Source organism: Streptomyces sp. NPDC054757 (assembly GCF_053612185.1).
Genome location: NZ_JBSHBW010000025.1, coordinates 16,205 through 35,292 on the forward strand (window position 1 = coordinate 16,205; position 19,088 = coordinate 35,292).

Sequence of the window (19,088 nt, forward strand, 5' to 3'; positions counted from 1 at the left end):
GTGTACGAATCGAGCGTGCCGCCCGGGGCGGCCCATCCGGTGGTCCCGGTGTACGAGGAGCAGCCGCGCTTCGACGCCGTCCCCCCGCGTGCACACTGGCGCTACGCACCCCGCAGGGACTTCTGGCGGAGCAAGGCGCTGCGCGCCGCCGCGGTGATCATCGTTCTCGCCATCTGCGGACTGCTGATCCTCTCGCTGGTCCGCGAACAGACCGGCACCGAGGGCTTCCTGGTCGGCATCGGTCTCGCCGTGCTTCCGGTGCCGCTGCTCATGGCGGCCTTCCGCTGGCTCGACCGGGTGGATCCGGGCCCCTGGCGCAATCTGATCTTCGCCTTCGCCTGGGGCGCCTGTGCCGCCGCCCTGGTCGCGATCATCGCCAACTCCTTCGCCACGCACTGGATAGCGACCGCCACAGCGGATCCGACGAGCGCGGACACCCTCGGGGCGAGAGTGGTGGCGCCGGTCATCGAGGAGAGCGCGAAGGCCGCGGCGATCCTGCTGATCTTCCTCTTCCGCAGACGCCACTTCACCGGGATCGTGGACGGGGTGGTCTTCGCGGGCTTCACCGCGACCGGCTTCGCCTTCACCGAGAACATCCTCTATCTGGGCAGCGCCTTCGGCGAGGACAAGTCCCTGGGGTTCTCGGGTGTCCCGGCCGTGACGGCGGCGACCTTCTTCGCCCGGGTGGTCCTCTCGCCCTTCGCCCACCCGCTGTTCACCGTGCTGACCGGTATCGGCTTCGGTGTCGCGGCATCGGCCGCCGGGCACCAGCGGCTGCGCCGGACCGCACCGCCACTGCTCGGGCTGGTCTGCGCCATGGGCATGCACGCCCTGTGGAACAGCTCGTCGGCCTTCGGCACCTATGGCTTCTACCTGGTCTACGGCGCCTTCATGGTCCCGGCCTTCGGAACGGTCACCTGGCTGACGATCTGGACCCGCCAGCGGGAGCTGCGCACCATATCGGCCGAGCTGCCGGCCTACGCGGCGGCGGGCTGGCTGGCCCCCGCGGAACCGCTGGCGCTCTCGTCGATGCGGGCGCGCGCCCTGGCCCGCGCCTTCGCCGCGCGTACGTTCGGCGGAGGATTCGGCGCGACCAGCCCCCATCTGGGCCCTCACCCGGCGGCGTACGGCCAGAGCCCCTATCACCGGCCGCCCGCGCACGCCGACGCCAAGTCCCGTGCCCGGGCCGCGTCCCGCGCGGTCTCCGAGTACGAGGCCTTCGCGACCACCCTCGCCTTTCTGCGGCACCGGGCCCACCGCGGTGTGGTGGACCCGGACTTCGAGGCGCGCGAGCAGGAGCTGCTGCACCACCTCTGGCAGCGCAAGGAGATAGCCGGGCCCGCGCTGCTCCACGCCGCACAGGCGACCGGGCGGGTACGGGTGCCACCACCGCATCTGGACTACGGCGGCTACAACCCGTACCAGCACTGACCCGACCCGGGACGCCCCCGGAAAGCCGGCCGGCTCTCGGCCGCCCCCGGGATACCGGCCGGGCCCGGCCCGTTCTCTCGGACTCTCAGGCGGCGGCTGCGGTCAGCTCAGCCACCTCGGCGTCGGTGAGCTTCAGTTCGGCCAGGGCGGTCAGCGCGGGCAGCTGCTCGACCGTACGGGCCGAGGCGATCGGCGCGACGACGGTCGGCTGTGCCGCCAGCCAGGCCAGGGCGACGGTGGCGACCTCCGCCTCGTGCGCCGCCGCGATCTTGTCGAGCGCGGCGAGGACCTTCGGCCCCCGCTCGGTGTCCAGGTGCTGCGCCGCGCTGCCGGCCCGGACACTGTCGACGTCCGCGCCGGGCCGGTACTTGCCGGTGAGGAACCCGGAGGCCAGCGCGGAGTACGGGACGGCCGCCAGACCGTGCCGGGCCGCCACGTCCTGGAGCGCGCCCTCGTAGGTGTCGCGGGAGACCAGGTTGTAGTGCGGCTGCAGAGCGGAGTACCGGGCGAGCCCCTCGGCGTCGGAGAACGCCACGGAGGCGTCCAGCCGCTCGGGGCTCAGATTGGACGCGGCGATGGCGCGGACCTTGCCGGCCTTCACCAGATCGTCCAGGGCGGTGATGATCTCATCGACGGGTACGGACTCGTCGTCGCGGTGCGTGTAGTAGAGGTCGATGTAGTCGGTCCGGAGCCTGCTCAGCGACGCGTCGGCCGCGGCCTTGATGTTCGCGGCCGAGAGCCCCCGGTACTCGGGGTGCGAGCCGACCTTGGTGGCGACCACCACGTCTTCGCGGTTCCCGCGTGCGGCCAGCCAGTTGCCGATGACGGCCTCGGACTCGCCGCCCTTGTTGCCGGGCACCCACGACGAGTAGGTGTCCGCTGTGTCGATGAAGTTGCCGCCTGCCGCGGTGTAGGCGTCGAGCACGGCGAAGGACTGTTCTTCGTCGGCGCCCCAGCCGAAGACGTTGCCGCCGAGGGAGAGCGGGAAGACCTGGAGGCCGGAGGAGCCGAGTGCGCGGAGAGAAGTCATACGCCGGTCAACCCTGCGGTCGCCGCCCGCTATTCCGGCCCGCCCCCGTACGGACGAACCGGCAGCCCTGACGTCGGGGGGGATGCCGCCAGGGCTGCCGGGGTGCGGGACGCCGTATCCACCGGCGTTGCGCGCGGGGTGCCGTGCCTCCGGGCGTTCGCGCGGGGCGCCCGTCCTATGGATGTTGCGCAGGGGGCGCCATACCTGCGGACGTTCGTGCGGGGCGCCGTGCCCACGGACGTTGCCCACGGGCGTTGCCCACGGGCGTTCGCGCGGGTGCCATGTCTGCGGACGCCGCGCCGAGGCGCGGCCCTGCGTGCGAGTGCTCCGTGCGGGGGCCGGGCCCTGCCGGGCCGCGTTCCTTACGGGTTGAGGCCCTTGCCCTGGAGCCAGGTCATCGGGTCGACCGGGTCGCCGCCACCCGGCCGGACCTCCAGGTGCACATGCGGGCCCGTGACATTGCCGGTGGCGCCGACCCGGCCGATGACCTCGCCGGTGGCGACCTTCTGGCCGGCGCCGACCGAGATCGAGGACTGGTGGCAGAACCACAGCTCCGTACCGTCGTCGAGCGCGACGACCGTGCGGTAGCCGTACGCCCCGGCCCAGCCCGCCGACTTGACCGTGCCGCCGTGCACGGCCTTGATCGGGGTGCCGGTCGGCGCGGCGAAGTCGAGACCGGTGTGGTGGCCCGACGACCACATCGCACCGCCGTCGTTGAACCGCGAGGTGAGGGTGTACGAGGAGACGGGGAGCGAGTAGCCGGCCGCCAGCTTGGCGAGCCGCTCCTTCTCCGCCTTGGCCTCGGCCTCCGCCTCGGCCTTCTTCTTGGCCGCCTTCTCCTTGGCCGCCGCCTCGTCCCGCTTCTTCGCGGCCTCCGCCGACGCCTTCTCCGCGGCCGCCTTCTCGGCCGCCGCCTTGGCCTCGTCGTCGATCGCGCCCTGCTGCTGCTCGGCCTGCTGGAGGATTCGTGCCCGGAGGGCCTCGCCCGCGTCCGCGCTGCCCTTGCCGGTGGCCGCGGCGGTGGTGAGGGCCGCGTCGGCGGCGCCCGTCTCCGTACCGCCGTGGTCCGGCACGTCGCCGATGTCGGAGATCAGTGAGCCCACGCCGGGCAGCGATTCGGCCTCCGGCAGCTTGTCCTTGACGGACTGCGGGAGGTCGGGGAGCGAGATCGCGAGCGGCGGCTTGCTCTGCGCGCTGGCCATGCCGCCCGCGCCGACGGCCGCGATCACACCGACGCCGAGCACCGTGGAGCTGCGGGCGAGACCGTTGCGCTGCTTGGCGACCCGGTGTTTGCCGCGGACGGTACGGAGGGAGTCCTCGGTGGGATTCCACTCGTCCGGCGCGCCGCCTTCCGCACCGCCGAAACCGAGAGCATCGTCGTTCGGGAAGTAAAGCGTTTCGGGGGCAGGGTTGTTGGACGCCACGGAGGCGCACTCCTTTCCTTCCTTACCGCCTACCGGGTTAGCTGACGGGTTCGGAGCAGGAAGGTCTCCTACGGGCAGCCCTTGCGGAGAGGCCCGATTCACCCCAATTGGTGGTTCCCCGGTTCCCTTGCGGGATTCGGCGCGTGCGCACGGTGCCGCCTCTTGCGACGACTGGGACAACCGCGCTGCGTTATCGAACGTTAATAGACGCGAGGGCCGGATTCCAAGCTGTTCCGACTGATCGTTAACGGCTTTGGCCCGTACTTACCAGGACATAACCGGGCGGATTCGGGCGACTTGATCATCCCTCAGCGGTGGCCGGGAAACCTCGAAATCCTGATCGTGCGTCAACTGTTATGCGGAGTGGTGCTCTTCGACTACGGATCGTGTCCTCCGCGAATCACGTCCTTCGCGGATCACGTCATTCGCGGATCACGTCATTCGCGTTCACGCTCGCGGTGCACGATCCCCACCGTCCTGCGCCGCGCCGGCTGCCCCCGCAGCGGACGGCCCACCGCGAGCAGCGCCATGTCGTCCGTGGAGTGCCCGCCCGTGTGCAGCCGTACGTCGTCGGTCACCGCCGTCAGCAGTTCCTCGGGCCCCGGGAAGATCCGGCCGCGCAACCGCTCCTGCGGTTCGTAGAAGACCCCCTGCGCGTTCCTCGCCTCGGACAGCCCGTCGGTGTAGAGCAGCAGCGTGGACCCCGGCGGGAACGGCGTCTCGTCCGCCCGGTCCGGCCAGGCCGCCAGATCGGACAGCCCCAGCGGCAGCGCGGGATCGGTCGGGGCCAGGACGTGGACGTCCCCGTCCGCGTACAGCAGCAGCGGTTCGGGGTGGCCCCGGTTGAGCAGCCGGATCATGCCCTGGTTCTCGCGCGGGATCTCGGCGAGCGCGGCCGTGGTGAACCCCTCGAAGGCGTCGAGCCCTTCGCGCCGGATCCCCTCCCGGGTCAGCGCGCGCTCCAGCCGCTGGGCGACCTCCTCGATCGTCACCTCCTGTTCGGCGGCCTCCCGGAAGGCCCCGATCACCACGGCCACGGCCTCGACGGCGCCGAGCCCCTTGCCCCGCACGTCGCCTATGACCAGCCGGACCCCGTACGGGGTGTCCTGCACGGCGAAGAGGTCGCCGCCGATGAAGGTGCCGGCCTGGGCGGCCTCGTACCGCGCCGCGATGTGCAGTTCGGCGATCCGCTCGGACGGCACCGGCAGTACGGCGCGCTGCGCGGTCTCCGCGACGACCCGCGCCGATGCGAGTTCCTCGCCGCTTCGCCGGATGACGCGGTTGATGGCCAGCGCGACGCAGGACACCGTGAAGACGGTGATCAGTTCGGTGATCGCCGAGCCCCTGCCGGATGTGCCGTCAGCGGCACGGAGTCCCGCGATGGCCAGGACCGAGACGATCCCGGTGGTCAGGGTGGCCCGGAACGAGAAGAGCGGGGCTGCGATCACCGGGGCGGCGGCGAAGAACGGGGCGGCGGTGAACGCGGGCGGGGTCAGCTGGTCGAAGACCGCCCCGCCCACGATCAGCACGGCGGGGAGCACACGGAGTAACCCCCGCACCCAGCCCGAATCGTCTCGCTGCCCCACCAGTACCCTCCTGCCCGGTTCCGTAAAGCGGCGGACGGTACCGCGCCCTACCAGGCTGTCGGCACCCGGGCCGGTGTGCGATTCGGCCTCGGCCAAGTGGGGGAAGGACAGCGGGCCCCGGAAACGCCGAAGGCCCGGCACAGTGTGCCGGGCCTTCGGTCTTGAGTAGCGGGGACAGGATTTGAACCTGCGACCTCTGGGTTATGAGCCCAGCGAGCTACCGAGCTGCTCCACCCCGCGTCGGTGAACACAACTCTACGGCATGTCCGGGGGTGGTTCGAACCACTTACCGCCCGGGGCCGCTCCGGATCCCTCCGGACCGCCTGCGGATCCCTCCGGACGGCTCCGGACCGCTCCGGACCGCCTGCGGGGCCGGGGTGGCCTCCGCCGTCCGCCGTTCCCGGTGACGGCCTGGACCGCCGCTGACGTACGGCGCCTCGCTCACCCGCCCTCCGACGGGGCGGCCCCGCCGTCCGCTCCGGTGGCGGGCCCGCCACCGGAGCGCAGGGTGAGCAGGGTGATCTCGCTCGGCGCGAAGACCCGGAAGGGCGGCCCCCAGAAGCCGGTGCCCCGGCTGGTGTAGAGCTGGGTCCGCTCGCCGTGCCGGCTCAGGCCGTGCACCACCGGCTGGTCGATCCGTACGAGGAAGTTGAACGGCCAGATCTGGCCGCCGTGAGTGTGGCCGGAAACCTGTAGGTCGATACCGGCGGCAGCCGCCTGCCGGACGTACTTGGGCTGGTGGGCGACGAGCAGGACCGGCCAGTCCTGGTCCGTCCCCGCGAGAGCCCCGGCCAGGTTCGTACGGTGTCCGGCCAGTCCGGAGGATTCCGCCGTCACGTCGTCCACACCCGCGAGGACGAGCGGGTCGCCGCCGCGCTCCACCACGACGTGGGTGTTGTGGAGGGGTTCCCAGCCGAGTTCGGCCATGCGGTCCAGCCAGCCCTGCGCCTCCCCGAAGTACTCGTGGTTCCCCGTGACATAGACCTTCGCCAGCCGTGACCGGACCGTCCCGAGCGGCGCGGACTGCTCCCGGCGCTGGGCGGGTGTGCCGTCGGCGATATCACCGGCGTGGATCACGACGTCCGCGTCCAGCGCGTTGACCGCGTCGGTGACCCGCGCCGACCAGCGGGCCCGGTCGATCGGCCCGAAGTGGGTGTCGGCCAGCACGACGACACGGGTCCCGTCGAGGCCCCGGCCGAGCCGCGGGATACGGACGTCCAGCCGCTTCACCCGGGGGACCCTCATGGCCTCGTGGTGCCCCAGGGCCAGCAGCCCGGCCGAGACCACGGCGACGGCCGCGGCGATGATCCTGGCCCGTTCGTCACCGCCGGCGTCGAGCCCGACCAGCACGAGATGCACCAGACCGCCCAGCACCGACCAGGTGAACAGCACCCAGATCACCCCGAGGCTGCTGTCCGCGATACGCGCCGCCCGGTCGGCCCGTCGGCGCCCGTGGCCCGCTGCCATCAGGAAGGGGAAGGAGACCAGCCAGACGGCGAAGACGACCGTGCCGGCCAGGAACACCGGGAACGGCCAGTGGACACCGGAGGCGAACAGCGTCCACCGCGGCAGGGCGAACAGCAGCACGAGAACGAGGAGGACCACGGCCCCGCCCAGTCGCCGTCGCAGGGACCGCCGCGGCCCCGCGTCCCCACTCCCCGCGCCCGGCACGGACGCCGGGACGGCGTCAGGACCGGGGCCAGGGTCGGGGCCGGGGTCGGCCCCCGGCTCGGACCGGATCGATTCACTGTCTGTCATCACGCCGCCCCGCACATCCGCTGTCATGCCGTCACTCCCCATCATCCGGCATGCGATGTCCAGTGGAAGTGGAAGGAGAGCGTCCTGTATTGGCGAACCCCTGGCCCCGGCGGTGGAACGGCCGGGCGGCGGGGGCGGCCGGAACCCGCCCCGGCTGCCCCCGCCGCTCAGGGCTGGATGTTCTCCAGGTCCTCCAGCAGGCTCGGGTGGGTCGGCTCCCAGCCGAGTGTCTGCCTGGTGTGGGCGCTGGACGCGGGCTGGTCGCTCTCGAAGATCTGGCCGAGGGGCCCGTAGGTCACCGGCGGCACCGACTCGACCGGCAGGCCCAGCCGCCGGCCGATGACCGCGGCGATGTCGCGCACCCGGTCCCCCTCGTCGGCCACGGCGTGCCAGGCGGTGCCGCCTTCCGCCCGCTCCAGGGCGAGCCGGAAGAGGACGGCCGCGTCGAGCGCGTGCACGGCCGGCCAGCGCTGTGCGCCGTCACCCGGGTAGCCGGAGACTCCGGTCTGGCGGGCGATGCCGGTCAGCATTCCGGCGAACCCGCCCTCGCCCCGGTGGTGAACCGTGCGCGGCAGACGTACGGCCGAACTGCGGACGCCGCGCGGTGCCAGGCCCAGAGCCGCGGTGACCGCACGGCCACGGCCGCCGACCGGCCCTTCGGTCACGGTGGGATCGGCCTCGGTGGCGGCGCGGCCCGGCGCCTGGGGCGTGCCCGATACGGTGACGAACGGTCGGTCGCTGCCGACAAGTTCCTCACCGATGGCCGCGATGGCGGTGCCTTCCTCGGCGACCGCCTTCGCGACGGCTTCGGGGCTGCTGAAGTCGTTGGCGAACGCCAGGTGGATCACCCCGTCGGACTGCGCGGCACCGGAGCGGAGGACGTCCAGGTCGGCGAGAGACCCCCGGAGCGGTTCGGCGCCGGCCGCCTCGACGGCCCGCGCGGACGCGTCGGAGCGGGCGAGCGCGAGAACGGTGTGACCGTTGGCGAGCAGTTCGGCGACGACGGCGGCCCCGATCAGGCCGGTCCCCCCGGTGACAAAGACACGCATGGCACTCTCCCTCAAGCGATGGGACCCTTGACCCATCACTCTACCGGAGCGATGGGACAACAGTCCCATCACGACGAGCGGATCCCCTGCCCCGACTTCTTGAGCGAGCGAATCGAGGGAATCGAGCGAAGCAAGGGGAGCAAGGGAAGCAAGGGAAGCAGGAAACCAAGCGCATGCACCGGAACCCCCTTCGGCTCCGGCCCTCCCGGAACGGCCGCCGCCGGCCCGGCGCGCGCCCCCGCCCCGACGGGGGCGTACCACGCGGAAACAAAACAGCGCCCGAACCGGCCGAAGCCGATTCAGGCGCTGAGTAGCAGGTCAGAGGAGGTTCCCCTCACCCCTGTCCGGTAGACCGTGTGGGACTCGAACCCACAACCAATGGATTAAAAGTCCACTGCTCTGCCAATTGAGCTAACGGTCCGTGCCTGGGCACCCCACGAGCATAGCGGGACCGGGCCCGGCAGCCGATCGGGTATCCCCCTGCCGGGCACGTTTGCCGCCACCCGGATCCCTGGCGTGGCCCGGGTGACGGCACTGCGACGCGGCCGCCTAGAAGACGCCCCTGTACCCCTTCCAGCCGGTGGCGATCAGGGTCCGGCCGCCGAACGAGCCCTTGCCGTCGCCCGTGTTGCGGTAGAGGTTCCCCGCCGCGTCGCGTTCGACGATGTCCGCCCTGCCGTCGCCGGTGATGTCACCGACGCCGACGATCGTGTCGTACGAGGCACCCCAGTCCTTGAACACCCGCACCCGCTCCCTGAACTGGCCTGCCGCCGTGCCGTTGTAACGCCACAGCACATGGGCCTTGTCCCGGGCCAGCAGGTCCCCGTAACCGTCACCGTTGAGGTCGCCCACCCCCATGACCTTGCTGTACGTCCACTTCGACCGGATCTTCTTCCCGGCCGCCAGCGTTCCGTCGCTCTTCGACGCGAAGAGGTAGAGATCGCCGGTGGACGACTTCCAGCCGAGCAGGTCCGCCCGGCCGTCGCCCGTCAGGTCCCCGGGAGAGGTGAGGGTCTTGTACGCCTGGAAGCCGGTGCCGAGTTTCGAGTACGGGGTCGTGGGCCTGACCGGCTGCCCGGACGCCGGACGGTAGCCGCGCAGCGAGCCGTCGCTCCACCGCACCAGCACGTCGTTGGAACAGTCCCCGTCGAGGTCCCCGAACGGGACGGCCACCGCTGTGGCCGGCCAGCCGCCGCCGGTGGTCTTGCCGGAGAACTTTCCGGCCCCGTCACCGTGCTGGAAGGTGAACTCCCCCTTGGAGTTGAGGGTCAGCACGTCGCCGACACCGTCCGCGGTGTAGTCGCGCGCCACCGCGGCGCCGCCCGTCAGATGCAGCGCCCCGGACTTCGTCAGCGCGGCGCCCGAGCCGTCCGCGGGCTGTGCGGTGAGGGTCCAGGTGTAGGTGCCGCTCGGCACGGGATGCCCGGCCGAGATCAGCCCGTCCCAGTCCGCCGTGATCACCCCGCGGGCCTCGCCGCCGGTCAGCGTGGGCACCGCGGCTCCGGTGGCCTTGTTCCTCAGCGCCACCTTCCAGGACGCCGCCGGCTTCGACAGCCACCACTGCGGGGCCCAGGCGCGCCCCTCGTCCTGCACGTCCTTGTCGGCGGGCACCGCCGCGTCGACCGCCGTGAGCGGCGCCGCCGTACCGGCCCGTACGGCGTGCACCCGCTGGTCCCCGTCCGTGTAGGCCACCAGCACGCTGGACGGGTCGGCGGTCCAGCCCACACCGGGGACGGAGGAGGCGGCGGTGCCTAGCACCTGCTCCACGGGCTTGGCGCTCGTGAGGTCCGTGACCACCACCCGCCGCGCGCCGTCCAGGCGGGCGATGAAGCCGTCACCGAGCCGCCCGGGGCCGGGTCCCACCGCGGTGGTCCGTGCCGTCCCGGTGGCGATGTCCACGGTCCCGGCCGAGGCCGGGGCCGCCGCTCCGCACTCCCAGTAGAGATACCGCGCGGACGCCTGGAGGGTGTGGACCGCGCAGGACGATCCGGTGCCGAGGGTCCGGGTCACCGTGCCCTTCGCGACGTCCGTCGCCGTGAGCCTGCCGCCGGCGGACGCCTGCCACAGCGTGCCGCCCCAGAGCGCGGAGGGGCCCGCGGGCGCCGTGCGTACGACGGCGCGCGTGTCCAGGTCCCGTACCTCGGTACGCGCCTGCTTGCCGGTCCCCGTCCCGTAGGCGACATAGCGGCCGGACACCCCGTACACGGTGGGCCTGTCCGCTCCCAGAACGATCTGGCGGGTGGCGGCCGGTGACGAGGCGTCGACGAGGTTCAGCCGGTACCCGGAGCCGGTGTCCGTGACGTACGCGAGACGGCCGTCGGCGGCCGGGAACGGCTCCGGGCAGCTCTGGTCCGCCTCACAGCCGAAGCCGGCCCCGCCGCCGAGGGGCCTCTGGCTGACGGCGGCCGGTGCGCCGGAGAGGGCGAGCCGCCGGTCGTAGAAGCCCGCGCCGTCTCCCGCGGACGACACCTCGTAACTGACGAGATCGCCGCCCGCGAGCGCGAGACGCGCGCTGTGGGTGGGCTGCCACGGCACCGCCAGCACCTCGCTGCGGACGGGCGCTCCGTCCGCGCCCGCGGTGAAGCGGTCCACCGCGTAGTCGCCGTCCGGCCCCCTGCCCACGATCAGCAGGCTGCCGTCGGGGCCGGGCAGCGCGCGGTTCCCGTAGGCGGGGGTGAGCAGGGTGGTAGTTCCGCCGTCGGGGGCGACATCGAGGAGAGGACCGTTGTCGGCGTCGATCCGGAGCACGTGATCGCCGACCGGGAACGATCTGACGAGGCTGCCGGAGCCGACCGGAATGCTTCGGGGCGCGTCGTGCAGATGCCCCCTGGAGAGCACCTTGACGGCGTGGGCCGGCGTGTCCTGCCAGCTCACATAGGACGGGGTGACCCGGATGTACTGCGCGTTCCCGGAGAGCGGCAGTTCGGTGAGTTCCGCCGTCCGCAGGTCGACGAGACCGTAGTGCCGTGCGCCGCCCGCCCGGTAGGTCACGAGTCCGGTGGAGACGTCACCGGCTCCGGCCTCGGGCGTGACTGCCAGAGCGCAATGCGAGTCCGCGGGCAGGCCGGTGACCTTGCGGTCGGTGAGGGTCGCCCCGTCCAGGCGGAAGAGGTGGCACTCGCCGGCCGCCGCGCCCTCGGTGGCGGGGGCCAGCGCCGTGTCCCCGCCGAAGGTCGGCGTACCGAACTCCGGCGGCAGCCGCATGGCGCGCACCGTGCCGGTGTGCGGGTCGAGCAGCCGGTAGTCACCCACGGCCGCCGAGTAGACGACCAGGTCCGACATGGTGTTGACGAGGCCGAGCGCGGGCGTGGGAATCGCCAGGGTGGTGGTCGCGCCGGTCGCGTAGTCCGTCCACCGGAAGCTCTTGCGCGCGTCCTCGGAGTGCGCGAAGCCGGTGCTCCCGGCGACTGTGTAGACACCCGGACTGATCGTTCTGGCCGGCGCCGTGAGTTGCGCGTCGGGTGGTGGTGCGGCGGCCGATGCCGGGCCGGTGAACGGGCTCATGGCGCCCGCGAGGACTGCTGCGGCGCCGACAGCCACGGCGGTACGCCAGAGTCTTCGACGCTGCATGAATTGACGACGCGTCACGAATTTACGGCGCGTCACGAAAGGGCGGTGTATGACGAACTCCCCCACAGAGAAACCGAGATCCGCCTGCGCCGGGAACGGCGCATGACGCGTCAGGTGTGGGGCCCTGGTGCCGAACTGTTCGGTTGAGTCGAACTGTTCGGTGAGTCGAACTGCCCGACAGGTCGAACTGCCTGCCGAGTGGGGGAGTTTATCAGCGGGGTACGACATACGGCGACGGAAAAAGGGCTGCCCCGGACGATGGTCACCATCGCCCGGGGCAGCCCCTCGGTCGGACTCAGCCTGCTCCGTCTTCTCAGCCGGACTCAGCCGTCCTCCCACTCAGCCTCAGCCGTTGCGCTTCCAGCGCGGCTTGTCGTCGCGGCGGCCGAACGAACCGGTGCCGGTGCCCGTACCGGTCGTGCGGTGGTCGTCGCGGCGGCCGGTCGGACGGTCGCTGCCGCCGGAGCGGAAACCGCCGGCGGGGCGGTCGTCGCGGCGGTCGCGGTTGAACGGACGGTCGCTGCCGCGGTGGCCGCCGGTGGGGCGGTCCTCACGGCGCTGGAAGCCGCCGTTGCCACGGTCGTCGCGGCGGTCGCCGCCACGGAAGCCACCGGCCGGACGGTCGTTGTCACGGCGCTCGCCGCCACGGAACCCGCCCGACGGACGGTCGTCACGACGGAAGCCACCGTTGCCGCCACGGTCGTCACGGCGCTGGAAACCGCCACGGTCACCACCGCGGTCGTCACGGCGCTCGCCGCCACGGAACCCGCCCGACGGACGGTCGTCACGACGGAAACCACCGTTGCCGCCACGGTCGTCGCGCCGCTGGAAACCGCCACGGTCACCACCGCGGTCGTCACGGCGCTGGAAGCCACCGCGGTCACCACCACGGTCGCCGCCGCGGTATCCACCACGGTCGCCGCCCCGGTCGTCACGGCGTCCGAAGTTGCCACGGTCGTCGCGGCGCTCCTCGCGCTGCTCCGCCCTCGGCTGCTCCGGCACGGCGGCGGCGATCTCGGCCTCGGCGGCCTGGATCACCTCGGCGACGGCGGCCTCGGGGTCGTCACCACGCTCGCGGGCGGCACGCGCCACCAGGCGGTCGGCCTCCTCGCGCAGCTCGGTCGCCCGGCGCTGGACGCGCTCCAGCTCACGGGTGAGGTCCTTGGCCTCGCGCTCCGCCTGCTTGGCGGCGTTGTTCGCGGAGTCGGCCTGGACCTCGGTCAGCGAACGGGCCCCGGTGATCTCGGCGACCTCGGGCTCGAAGGCCCCGGCGCCCTGGACGATGTGGCGCGTGGCGTCGACGCCCGCGTCCTCCATCAGCCGGAAGATCTGACGGCGCTGGTGCGGCAGCGACAGCGAGACGACCGTGCCGGACTTGCCGGCGCGGGCGGTACGGCCCGAGCGGTGCAGGTAGTCCTTGTGGTCCCCGGCCGGGTCCACGTTCAGGACCAGGTCGATGCCGTCGACGTGGATACCGCGGGCGGCGACGTCGGTCGCGACGAGCGCGTTGACGTAACCGTCCTTGAAGTCGGCGAGCACCCGGGTACGGGCGCCCTGGGTCATGCCGCCGTGCAGCGCGTCCGCCTTGACGCCCGACTCGACGAGCTGCTCGGCGATCCGGTCGGCGCCCAGCTGGGTCCGTACGAAGATGATCGTGCGGCCCTTTCGGGCGGCGATGGCGGCCGTGACCGGCGCCTTGTCCTTCGGCTTCACGACGAGGACGTGGTGGGACATGGTCGAGACGTTGCCCTGGGCGCTGTCCACCTCGTGGCTGACCGGGTTGGTCAGGTAGCGCTTGACCAGGGTGCCGATCTCGTTCTCCATGGTGGCGGAGAAGAGCATCCGCTGGCCGCCGCCGGGGATCTGGTCGAGCAGCTCGGTGACCTCGGGCAGGAAGCCCAGGTCGGACATCTGGTCGGCCTCGTCGAGCACGGCGACCTGAACGTTCGACAGCGAGCAGGCGCCGCGGTTGATGATGTCGCGCAGCCGGCCCGGGGTGGCGACGAGGACGTCGACGCCGCGCTCCAGGGCGTAGATCTGGTTGGACATCGACGTACCGCCGCAGACGACCTTCATCTTCAGGCCGAGCACGTCGCCGTACGGCTGGAGAGCGTCCGCGACCTGCATCGCGAGCTCACGAGTCGGGGTGAGGATGATGCCGCGCGGCTTCTTCTTCTCGGTGTACCCGCCGGCGAGCGTCGACAGCAGCGGGAGACCGAAGGAGAGGGTCTTGCCCGAGCCGGTACGGCCACGGCCGAGGATGTCCTTGCCGGACAGCGCGTCCGGGATGGTCGCGGCCTGGATCGGGAACGGCGCGGTGACGCCGTTCTGGCCGAGCTTGCGGACGATGCCCTCGGGCAGACCGAGCGAGGCGAAGGTCACGGACGGCTCGGCGGGCTCTCCACCGGAGACGGACCCGGCGGCCTCGTCGGCAGAGGACTCATCGTCAGCAGGGGACTCATCGCTGACGGGCTCGGCGACAACGGTCTCAGCGGCGGTGTCACCTGCGGCAACGGCCTCGGCGACGGCCTCTTCGACCTCGACCACGACAGCCTCGGCGTCGGCGACGATCTCGTCGTTCTCGGGCATGACGGCGTGGTCAGAACTGAAATTGGACATGCGAAATGCGAAACCTTCCGGAGTCTCGGCACGCGCCCATAACTCCGTGAATCGCTATTTCGACCGCCTCAATGCGGACCAGTCACGGTAAGGGAGAGAACGCGCCTCGGGGCGCTTTCGCCTCTTGCTGATCAAGAGACACAGTGGCGCCGGGCAATGGGATCAAACGATCTACTACCATACTCACCCTTCCCCCTCTCTGGCAAACCCGGCCTGCCGCACCGGCTCGGCCTGCGGCGATGCCAGGGGAATGAGCATCGCCTCGGACCGCCTGGCAGGGCCCAGGGACGGGGCTGTCGTGGCACCGGGCGGCGAGTTCCCGGGGTCGGGCGTCGGGCTCGTACGAGGGGGGTCCGACGGCTGTCCGGGCGGCTCCGGACTGGTGACGGGCGGCACCCCGGGACCGGACGGCCCGCCGCCCGGCGGGCGCCCGTGGCGGGTGTGCCCGGGGCGGGGCGTGTGCCGGGCACCGGACGCCGACGGGTCGGCCGATGACCCTGCGCCGTCGTCGCCGCCCTTCTTGCCGGACCCGTCCTTGCTGTCACCGGCCTTCCGGGCGGACTTCGTGTGAGCCGACGCCCCGTCACCGCCCTTGCCGCTCCCGCCGGCAGCCCCGCCGTGCACCTGGTCGCGGCCCCCGCTGTCAGGGGCGGCGGCGCCGTCCGACCGGGTGTCCGTGTGCCGCGCCCCCTTCGACGCGGACGGCGCGGGGCTGTCGGGGTGGTCACTGACGCTCATACAGCCGGCCGACGCCGCCAGCGTCATCACGGCGGCGATCAACCGGGCGGGGACGGGCAACTGGCGCACGGGGCGCACCTCCGGAGGGAGCGGACTGAGCGGGACCGCCCTGCCCAACTCCCGGGCCCCCGGAAGGGACACGCCCGGCGGACGGCCCGTATCCGCCCCCTCACCCGTACCCGAGCGCGTGCAGCCGCTCGTCGTCGATTCCGAAGTGGTGTGCGACCTCGTGCACCACCGTGATCTCCGTCTCGGCGACCGCCTCGTCGCGCGCGGAGCACATCCGCAGCGTCGGCCCCCGGTAGACGGTGATCCGGTCCGGCAGGACGCCCGCGTACCACTCACCCCGGTCCGTCAGCGGTGTCCCCTCGTAGAGGCCGAGCAGCTCCGGATCGTCGGATGCGGGCTCGTCCTCGACAAACACCGCGACGTTGTCCATCAGCCGGGTCAGCTCCGGCGGGATACGGTCCAGCGCCTCGGCGACCAGTTCCTCGAACTCCTCACGCGTCATCTCCAGCACTCGCCCATTGTCCCGTAGTTCCCCCGTATGCGCCGGGTCCGCATGGGACTTCCGCCCCTTGGGCATACCGCACCAATGGCCGCCGCCGACCGACTACGGCAACTCCGGGCGCTGCGCACCGTCCGGGCACTGAGCGCGCGCCGCCCCCGCGCCCCGGGGCCACGCGCCGGACGGCCGCGTACGGGCACCACCGGGACCGCCCGCACCCGCTCCGCGCCGTACGAGCTCGACCTCGGCACGCCACGCCCCCACCCCTGGCTCCGGGGTCCTGTCATGGTGGCGGTCGTACTGCTCGGCGCCTGGCTGGGGCTGCTGGTCGTGGGGAACGTCCGGTCGCAGGTCGGCCCGGTGGACACCACCATGACGCTGCGGCCCTCACTCTCCGGCGGCACCAGGATCGACGTCTCACCGCTCGGCGCGCTCGCACTCGACTCGCACACCGCCCCCATCCGGCTCGACGTCGACGTGGACCGCCTCGACCCGGTCCGCTCCCAGGCGCTGGTGGAGCACCCCGAACGGATCTCCGGCCTCCAGACCGAGATCGCCCACGATGTCGAACACAGCACCCTCGACCTGGCGGCACGCTCCTGCGCCGCCGTGGTGATCGGCGCCACCGCGCTCGGCCTCGTCGTCTACCGCAGACCGCGCCGCGCCGTGGCGGCCGGCGGCCTCGCCCTCGTCCTGCTCGCGGCATCGGGCGCCACCGCGTACGCGACCTGGAACCCCAAGTCGCTCCTGGAGCCGAAGTTCTCCGGGCTGCTGTCGTCCGCCCCGCAGGTGGTCGGCAACGCGCGCTCGATCGTCACCGACTTCAACGTCTACCAGGCGGAGTTGGCGCGGCTCGTCACCAATGTGACGAAGCTGTACGACGCCACGTCGACCCTCCCCGCCTACCAGCCGGACCCCGGCACGATCCGTGTCCTGCACGTCTCCGACATCCATCTCAACCCGGCCTCGTGGCAGATCATCGGCTCACTCGTGAAGCAGTACAAGATCGACGTGATCGTCGACTCGGGCGACACGATGGACCACGGAAGCGCCGCCGAGAACACCTTTCTCGACCCGGTACGGGATCTCGGGGCGCCGTACGTATGGGTGCGCGGCAACCATGACTCGGCGACGACCCAGACGTATCTGAAGCACCTCAGGAACGTGCGTGTCCTCGACAACGGCAGCGCCGTGACGGTCGGCGGGCTGCGGATCGCGGGGACCGGCGACCCGCAGTTCACCCCGGACCGCTCGGTACGGCCGGGCGGCGACGCGGCGGAGCGGCTGGCCGGGATCCGGCTCGCCTCGGCCATCCAGGACCAGCAGAAGGCCGGCACCCCCGTCGACATCGCGGTCGCGCACGAGCCGCAGGCGGCCCGCGAGACCGACGGCACGGTCCCGCTGGTGCTCGCCGGGCACATCCACCACCGCCAGAACCAGGTGCTCCCCCTCGGCACACGGCTGAAGGTGGAGGGCTCGACGGGCGGCGGCGGGCTGCGCGCCGTCCAGAACAAGCACCCGGAGAAGGTCCTCGCCTCGGTGCTCTACCTGGACCGGCGGACCAGACGTCTGCAGGCCTGGGACGAGATCACGCTGGGCGGCCTCGGCCTGACAACGGCCGAGGTCAGCAGGCACCTCCCGGAGGACAACCAGCCGGGAGCGAAGCCCTCGCCCACTCCCCGCTAAACCGTTTTGGCGAACCGCGCCGCCATCCCATATGCTTCGGACGTCCCCGACGCGCTGCAAAGCGCCCAGGCGGGCCCTTAGCCCTCATCGTCTAGTGGCCCAGGACGCCGCCCTTTCAAGGCGGTAGCACGGGTTCGAATCCCGTTGGGGGCACGCACCACTGTGTGCGAGAATATTTCTCGCACATTGCTTGGTCCTGTGGAGCAGTTTGGAGTGCTCGCCACCCTGTCAAGGTGGAGGCCGCGGGTTCAAATCCCGTCAGGACCGCTGCAGCGTTCGCGCTGTGTGGCTGGGTAGCTCAGTTGGTACGAGCGATCGCCTGAAAAGCGATAGGTCGCCGGTTCGATCCCGGCCCCAGCCACCACTTCGAAAGCCCCGGCCGCGCGTCGGGGCTTTCCGCATGTCAGGGCCTCATGTCAGGGGCCTCGCGTCAGGGGCTTCGCGGAGCGTGGCCCGGAGCTACGCCCGCCGGTCGCCGAGTACCGTACGCCCGCCCGGGTGCCGGTGGCGCCAGATCCAGAAGACCGCGCACGACACCAGCGACCATGCCGTGAGCACCAGGAACGGGAATGCGTGCTGGTAGCCGCGGAAGTACACCGCGGTGTGCTGGGCGTTGACCGAGGCGCCCGGCGGCAGCCACTGGCCGATGTGGCCCAGCGTGGACGGAAGCAGCGGCCAGGACACAGCGCCGCCCGACGAGGGGTTGCCGAGCAGCACCATCAGCCCCCACGTCGGCAGCATCGCCCAGCGGCCGATCAGGGTGTTGAACATCGTGAAGACCATTCCGGACGTGAACATGGTGAAGGCCAGGATCAGCCACGACTCCACGAACGGCAGGGTCAGCGCGCCCAGCCACCAGTCCACGACGGCGGCGATGGCGAACCCGCCGAGCAGGGCGTTGGCCACGATGTACGCGATGCGCTCCGCCGGGTTCAGACCGCGGGCGTGCACCGAGAGCTGGATCGCGCCGACGAAGCCGACGATCACCGCGGCCAGCGAGATGTAGAAGAGCGCGAGCCCCCGTGGATCACCCTTCTGGAGGGGATTCACGTCCTTCACCCGGACCGGGACACCGGTCGCCTTCGCCACCGCGGGCGCCGACTCCACGAGCACCTGCGCGACCGACGCACCGGACGCCCCCGACACGTCGAGCTGCACCGCACTGCTCCGCACATGCACGATCGCGAAGACCTTCTGCTGGTCCACGGCCCGGCGCGCCTGGGCGTCCGTCGCGTACACCTGGAGCTTCAGCGAGGCGTCGAGCGCCTTCTCCATCCCGCCGATGAACCGCTTCCCGGTGGGCGACTGATAGGGGCCGACGACGGCGGTCGGCACCCGGTGCGGGGTCGGGTTGGCCATGAAGTACGTGTACGAACCGGCGAAGAGCCCGGCGGCGGCCGCCAGGATGAAGAGCAGCACGGTCGCCGGCACGAACGGCGAGTTCCGGAACGCGTCCCAGCGCTCGGCCCCGGTCGGACGCCTCCCGTGCGCGCTGTGCGCACCGGAACCGCTGTGCGCACCGGAACCGCCGTGCGCATCGGATTCGCTGTGCGCACCGTGGTCGCCGTGCGCACCGTGGTGTTCCGTCTCGTCGGGCATGAAACCAAGCTAAACCACACATCACGGACATACGCATCCATACCTGGGCAGTCAAATCCGTTCGCCAGCGGGTTGCGCAGGGTGAGATCC

Annotated in this window: 12 protein-coding genes, 5 tRNA genes and 1 riboswitch; of the genes, 5 read left to right on the forward strand and 12 right to left on the reverse strand. The window is 71.8% G+C overall.

Annotation, left to right across the window (positions count from 1 at the left end):
* Complete coding sequence (locus tag ACWGKJ_RS26020) at positions 1-1,431, forward strand: PrsW family intramembrane metalloprotease (protein WP_385024195.1); 1,431 nt, start codon at positions 1-3, stop codon at positions 1,429-1,431.
* An 85-nt stretch (positions 1,432-1,516) separates the two neighbouring features.
* Here the strand turns inward: ACWGKJ_RS26020 and ACWGKJ_RS26025 are convergent, their stop codons facing one another.
* From ACWGKJ_RS26025 to ACWGKJ_RS26075, 11 genes are all read right to left on the reverse strand, one after another.
* Complete coding sequence (locus ACWGKJ_RS26025) at positions 1,517-2,461, reverse strand: aldo/keto reductase (protein ID WP_385024193.1); 945 nt, start codon at positions 2,459-2,461, stop codon at positions 1,517-1,519.
* 362 nt (positions 2,462-2,823) lie between these two features.
* Positions 2,824-3,885 (reverse strand): M23 family metallopeptidase, encoded by a 1,062-nt coding sequence (locus ACWGKJ_RS26030; RefSeq protein WP_385024191.1) that lies wholly within the window; start codon positions 3,883-3,885, stop codon positions 2,824-2,826.
* Between the two features lie 11 nt (positions 3,886-3,896).
* Positions 3,897-4,037: riboswitch (cyclic di-AMP (ydaO/yuaA leader) on the reverse strand.
* Between the two features lie 285 nt (positions 4,038-4,322).
* Positions 4,323-5,474 carry a PP2C family protein-serine/threonine phosphatase gene (locus ACWGKJ_RS26035; protein ID WP_453315830.1) on the reverse strand — a complete coding sequence of 384 codons (1,152 nt, stop codon included), beginning with the start codon at positions 5,472-5,474 and terminating at the stop codon, positions 4,323-4,325.
* 163 nt (positions 5,475-5,637) lie between these two features.
* Positions 5,638-5,711, reverse strand: a tRNA-Met gene (locus ACWGKJ_RS26040).
* A 201-nt stretch (positions 5,712-5,912) separates the two neighbouring features.
* Positions 5,913-7,229, reverse strand: coding sequence for a metallophosphoesterase (locus ACWGKJ_RS26045; protein WP_453315824.1), 1,317 nt, complete (start codon positions 7,227-7,229; stop codon positions 5,913-5,915).
* 167 nt (positions 7,230-7,396) lie between these two features.
* Positions 7,397-8,278, reverse strand: coding sequence for an SDR family oxidoreductase (locus ACWGKJ_RS26050; protein ID WP_385024185.1), 882 nt, complete (start codon positions 8,276-8,278; stop codon positions 7,397-7,399).
* Between the two features lie 348 nt (positions 8,279-8,626).
* Positions 8,627-8,699: transfer RNA gene (locus ACWGKJ_RS26055), tRNA-Lys, on the reverse strand.
* A 128-nt stretch (positions 8,700-8,827) separates the two neighbouring features.
* Complete coding sequence (locus ACWGKJ_RS26060; protein WP_385024183.1) at positions 8,828-11,848, reverse strand: FG-GAP-like repeat-containing protein; 3,021 nt, start codon at positions 11,846-11,848, stop codon at positions 8,828-8,830.
* A 345-nt stretch (positions 11,849-12,193) separates the two neighbouring features.
* Positions 12,194-14,467, reverse strand: coding sequence for a DEAD/DEAH box helicase (locus tag ACWGKJ_RS26065; RefSeq protein WP_385024181.1), 2,274 nt, complete (start codon positions 14,465-14,467; stop codon positions 12,194-12,196).
* Positions 14,468-14,650: 183 nt separating this feature from the next.
* Positions 14,651-15,274 carry a hypothetical protein gene (locus tag ACWGKJ_RS26070; RefSeq protein WP_385024179.1) on the reverse strand — a complete coding sequence of 208 codons (624 nt, stop codon included), beginning with the start codon at positions 15,272-15,274 and terminating at the stop codon, positions 14,651-14,653.
* Positions 15,275-15,374: 100 nt separating this feature from the next.
* Positions 15,375-15,725 (reverse strand): metallopeptidase family protein, encoded by a 351-nt coding sequence (locus ACWGKJ_RS26075; protein WP_385024177.1) that lies wholly within the window; start codon positions 15,723-15,725, stop codon positions 15,375-15,377.
* A gap of 75 nt (positions 15,726-15,800) precedes the next feature.
* On the opposite strand from ACWGKJ_RS26075, the gene ACWGKJ_RS26080 reads away from it, so the two are divergent.
* The 4 genes from ACWGKJ_RS26080 to ACWGKJ_RS26095 all read left to right on the forward strand — a co-directional run bounded on the left by ACWGKJ_RS26080 (position 15,801) and on the right by ACWGKJ_RS26095 (position 17,763).
* Entirely contained in the window at positions 15,801-17,399 is a 1,599-nt protein-coding gene (locus tag ACWGKJ_RS26080; RefSeq protein ID WP_385024175.1) for a metallophosphoesterase family protein, read from the forward strand.
* An 80-nt stretch (positions 17,400-17,479) separates the two neighbouring features.
* Positions 17,480-17,552: transfer RNA gene (locus ACWGKJ_RS26085), tRNA-Glu, on the forward strand.
* 39 nt (positions 17,553-17,591) lie between these two features.
* A tRNA-Asp gene (locus tag ACWGKJ_RS26090) sits at positions 17,592-17,666 on the forward strand.
* Between the two features lie 20 nt (positions 17,667-17,686).
* Positions 17,687-17,763, forward strand: a tRNA-Phe gene (locus ACWGKJ_RS26095).
* 95 nt (positions 17,764-17,858) lie between these two features.
* Here ACWGKJ_RS26095 and ACWGKJ_RS26100 read toward each other — a convergent pair.
* Positions 17,859-18,998 (reverse strand): ABC-2 transporter permease, encoded by a 1,140-nt coding sequence (locus ACWGKJ_RS26100; RefSeq protein WP_385024173.1) that lies wholly within the window; start codon positions 18,996-18,998, stop codon positions 17,859-17,861.
* Positions 18,999-19,088: the final 90 nt, after the last annotated feature.

What these genes read in the sequence shown, in the direction of transcription:
- ACWGKJ_RS26060 (WP_385024183.1), bottom strand. Translation starts at nt 11,848, where the DNA reads ATGCAGCGTCGAAGACTCTGGCGTACCGCCGTGGCTGTCGGCGCCGCA.
- ACWGKJ_RS26025 (WP_385024193.1), bottom strand. Translation starts at nt 2,461, where the DNA reads ATGACTTCTCTCCGCGCACTCGGCTCCTCCGGCCTCCAGGTCTTCCCG.
- ACWGKJ_RS26065 (WP_385024181.1), bottom strand. Translation starts at nt 14,467, where the DNA reads ATGTCCAATTTCAGTTCTGACCACGCCGTCATGCCCGAGAACGACGAG.
- ACWGKJ_RS26100 (WP_385024173.1), bottom strand. Translation starts at nt 18,998, where the DNA reads ATGCCCGACGAGACGGAACACCACGGTGCGCACGGCGACCACGGTGCG.
- ACWGKJ_RS26080 (WP_385024175.1), top strand. Translation starts at nt 15,801, where the DNA reads ATGGCCGCCGCCGACCGACTACGGCAACTCCGGGCGCTGCGCACCGTC.
- ACWGKJ_RS26045 (WP_453315824.1), bottom strand. Translation starts at nt 7,229, where the DNA reads ATGACAGACAGTGAATCGATCCGGTCCGAGCCGGGGGCCGACCCCGGC.
- ACWGKJ_RS26050 (WP_385024185.1), bottom strand. Translation starts at nt 8,278, where the DNA reads ATGCGTGTCTTTGTCACCGGGGGGACCGGCCTGATCGGGGCCGCCGTC.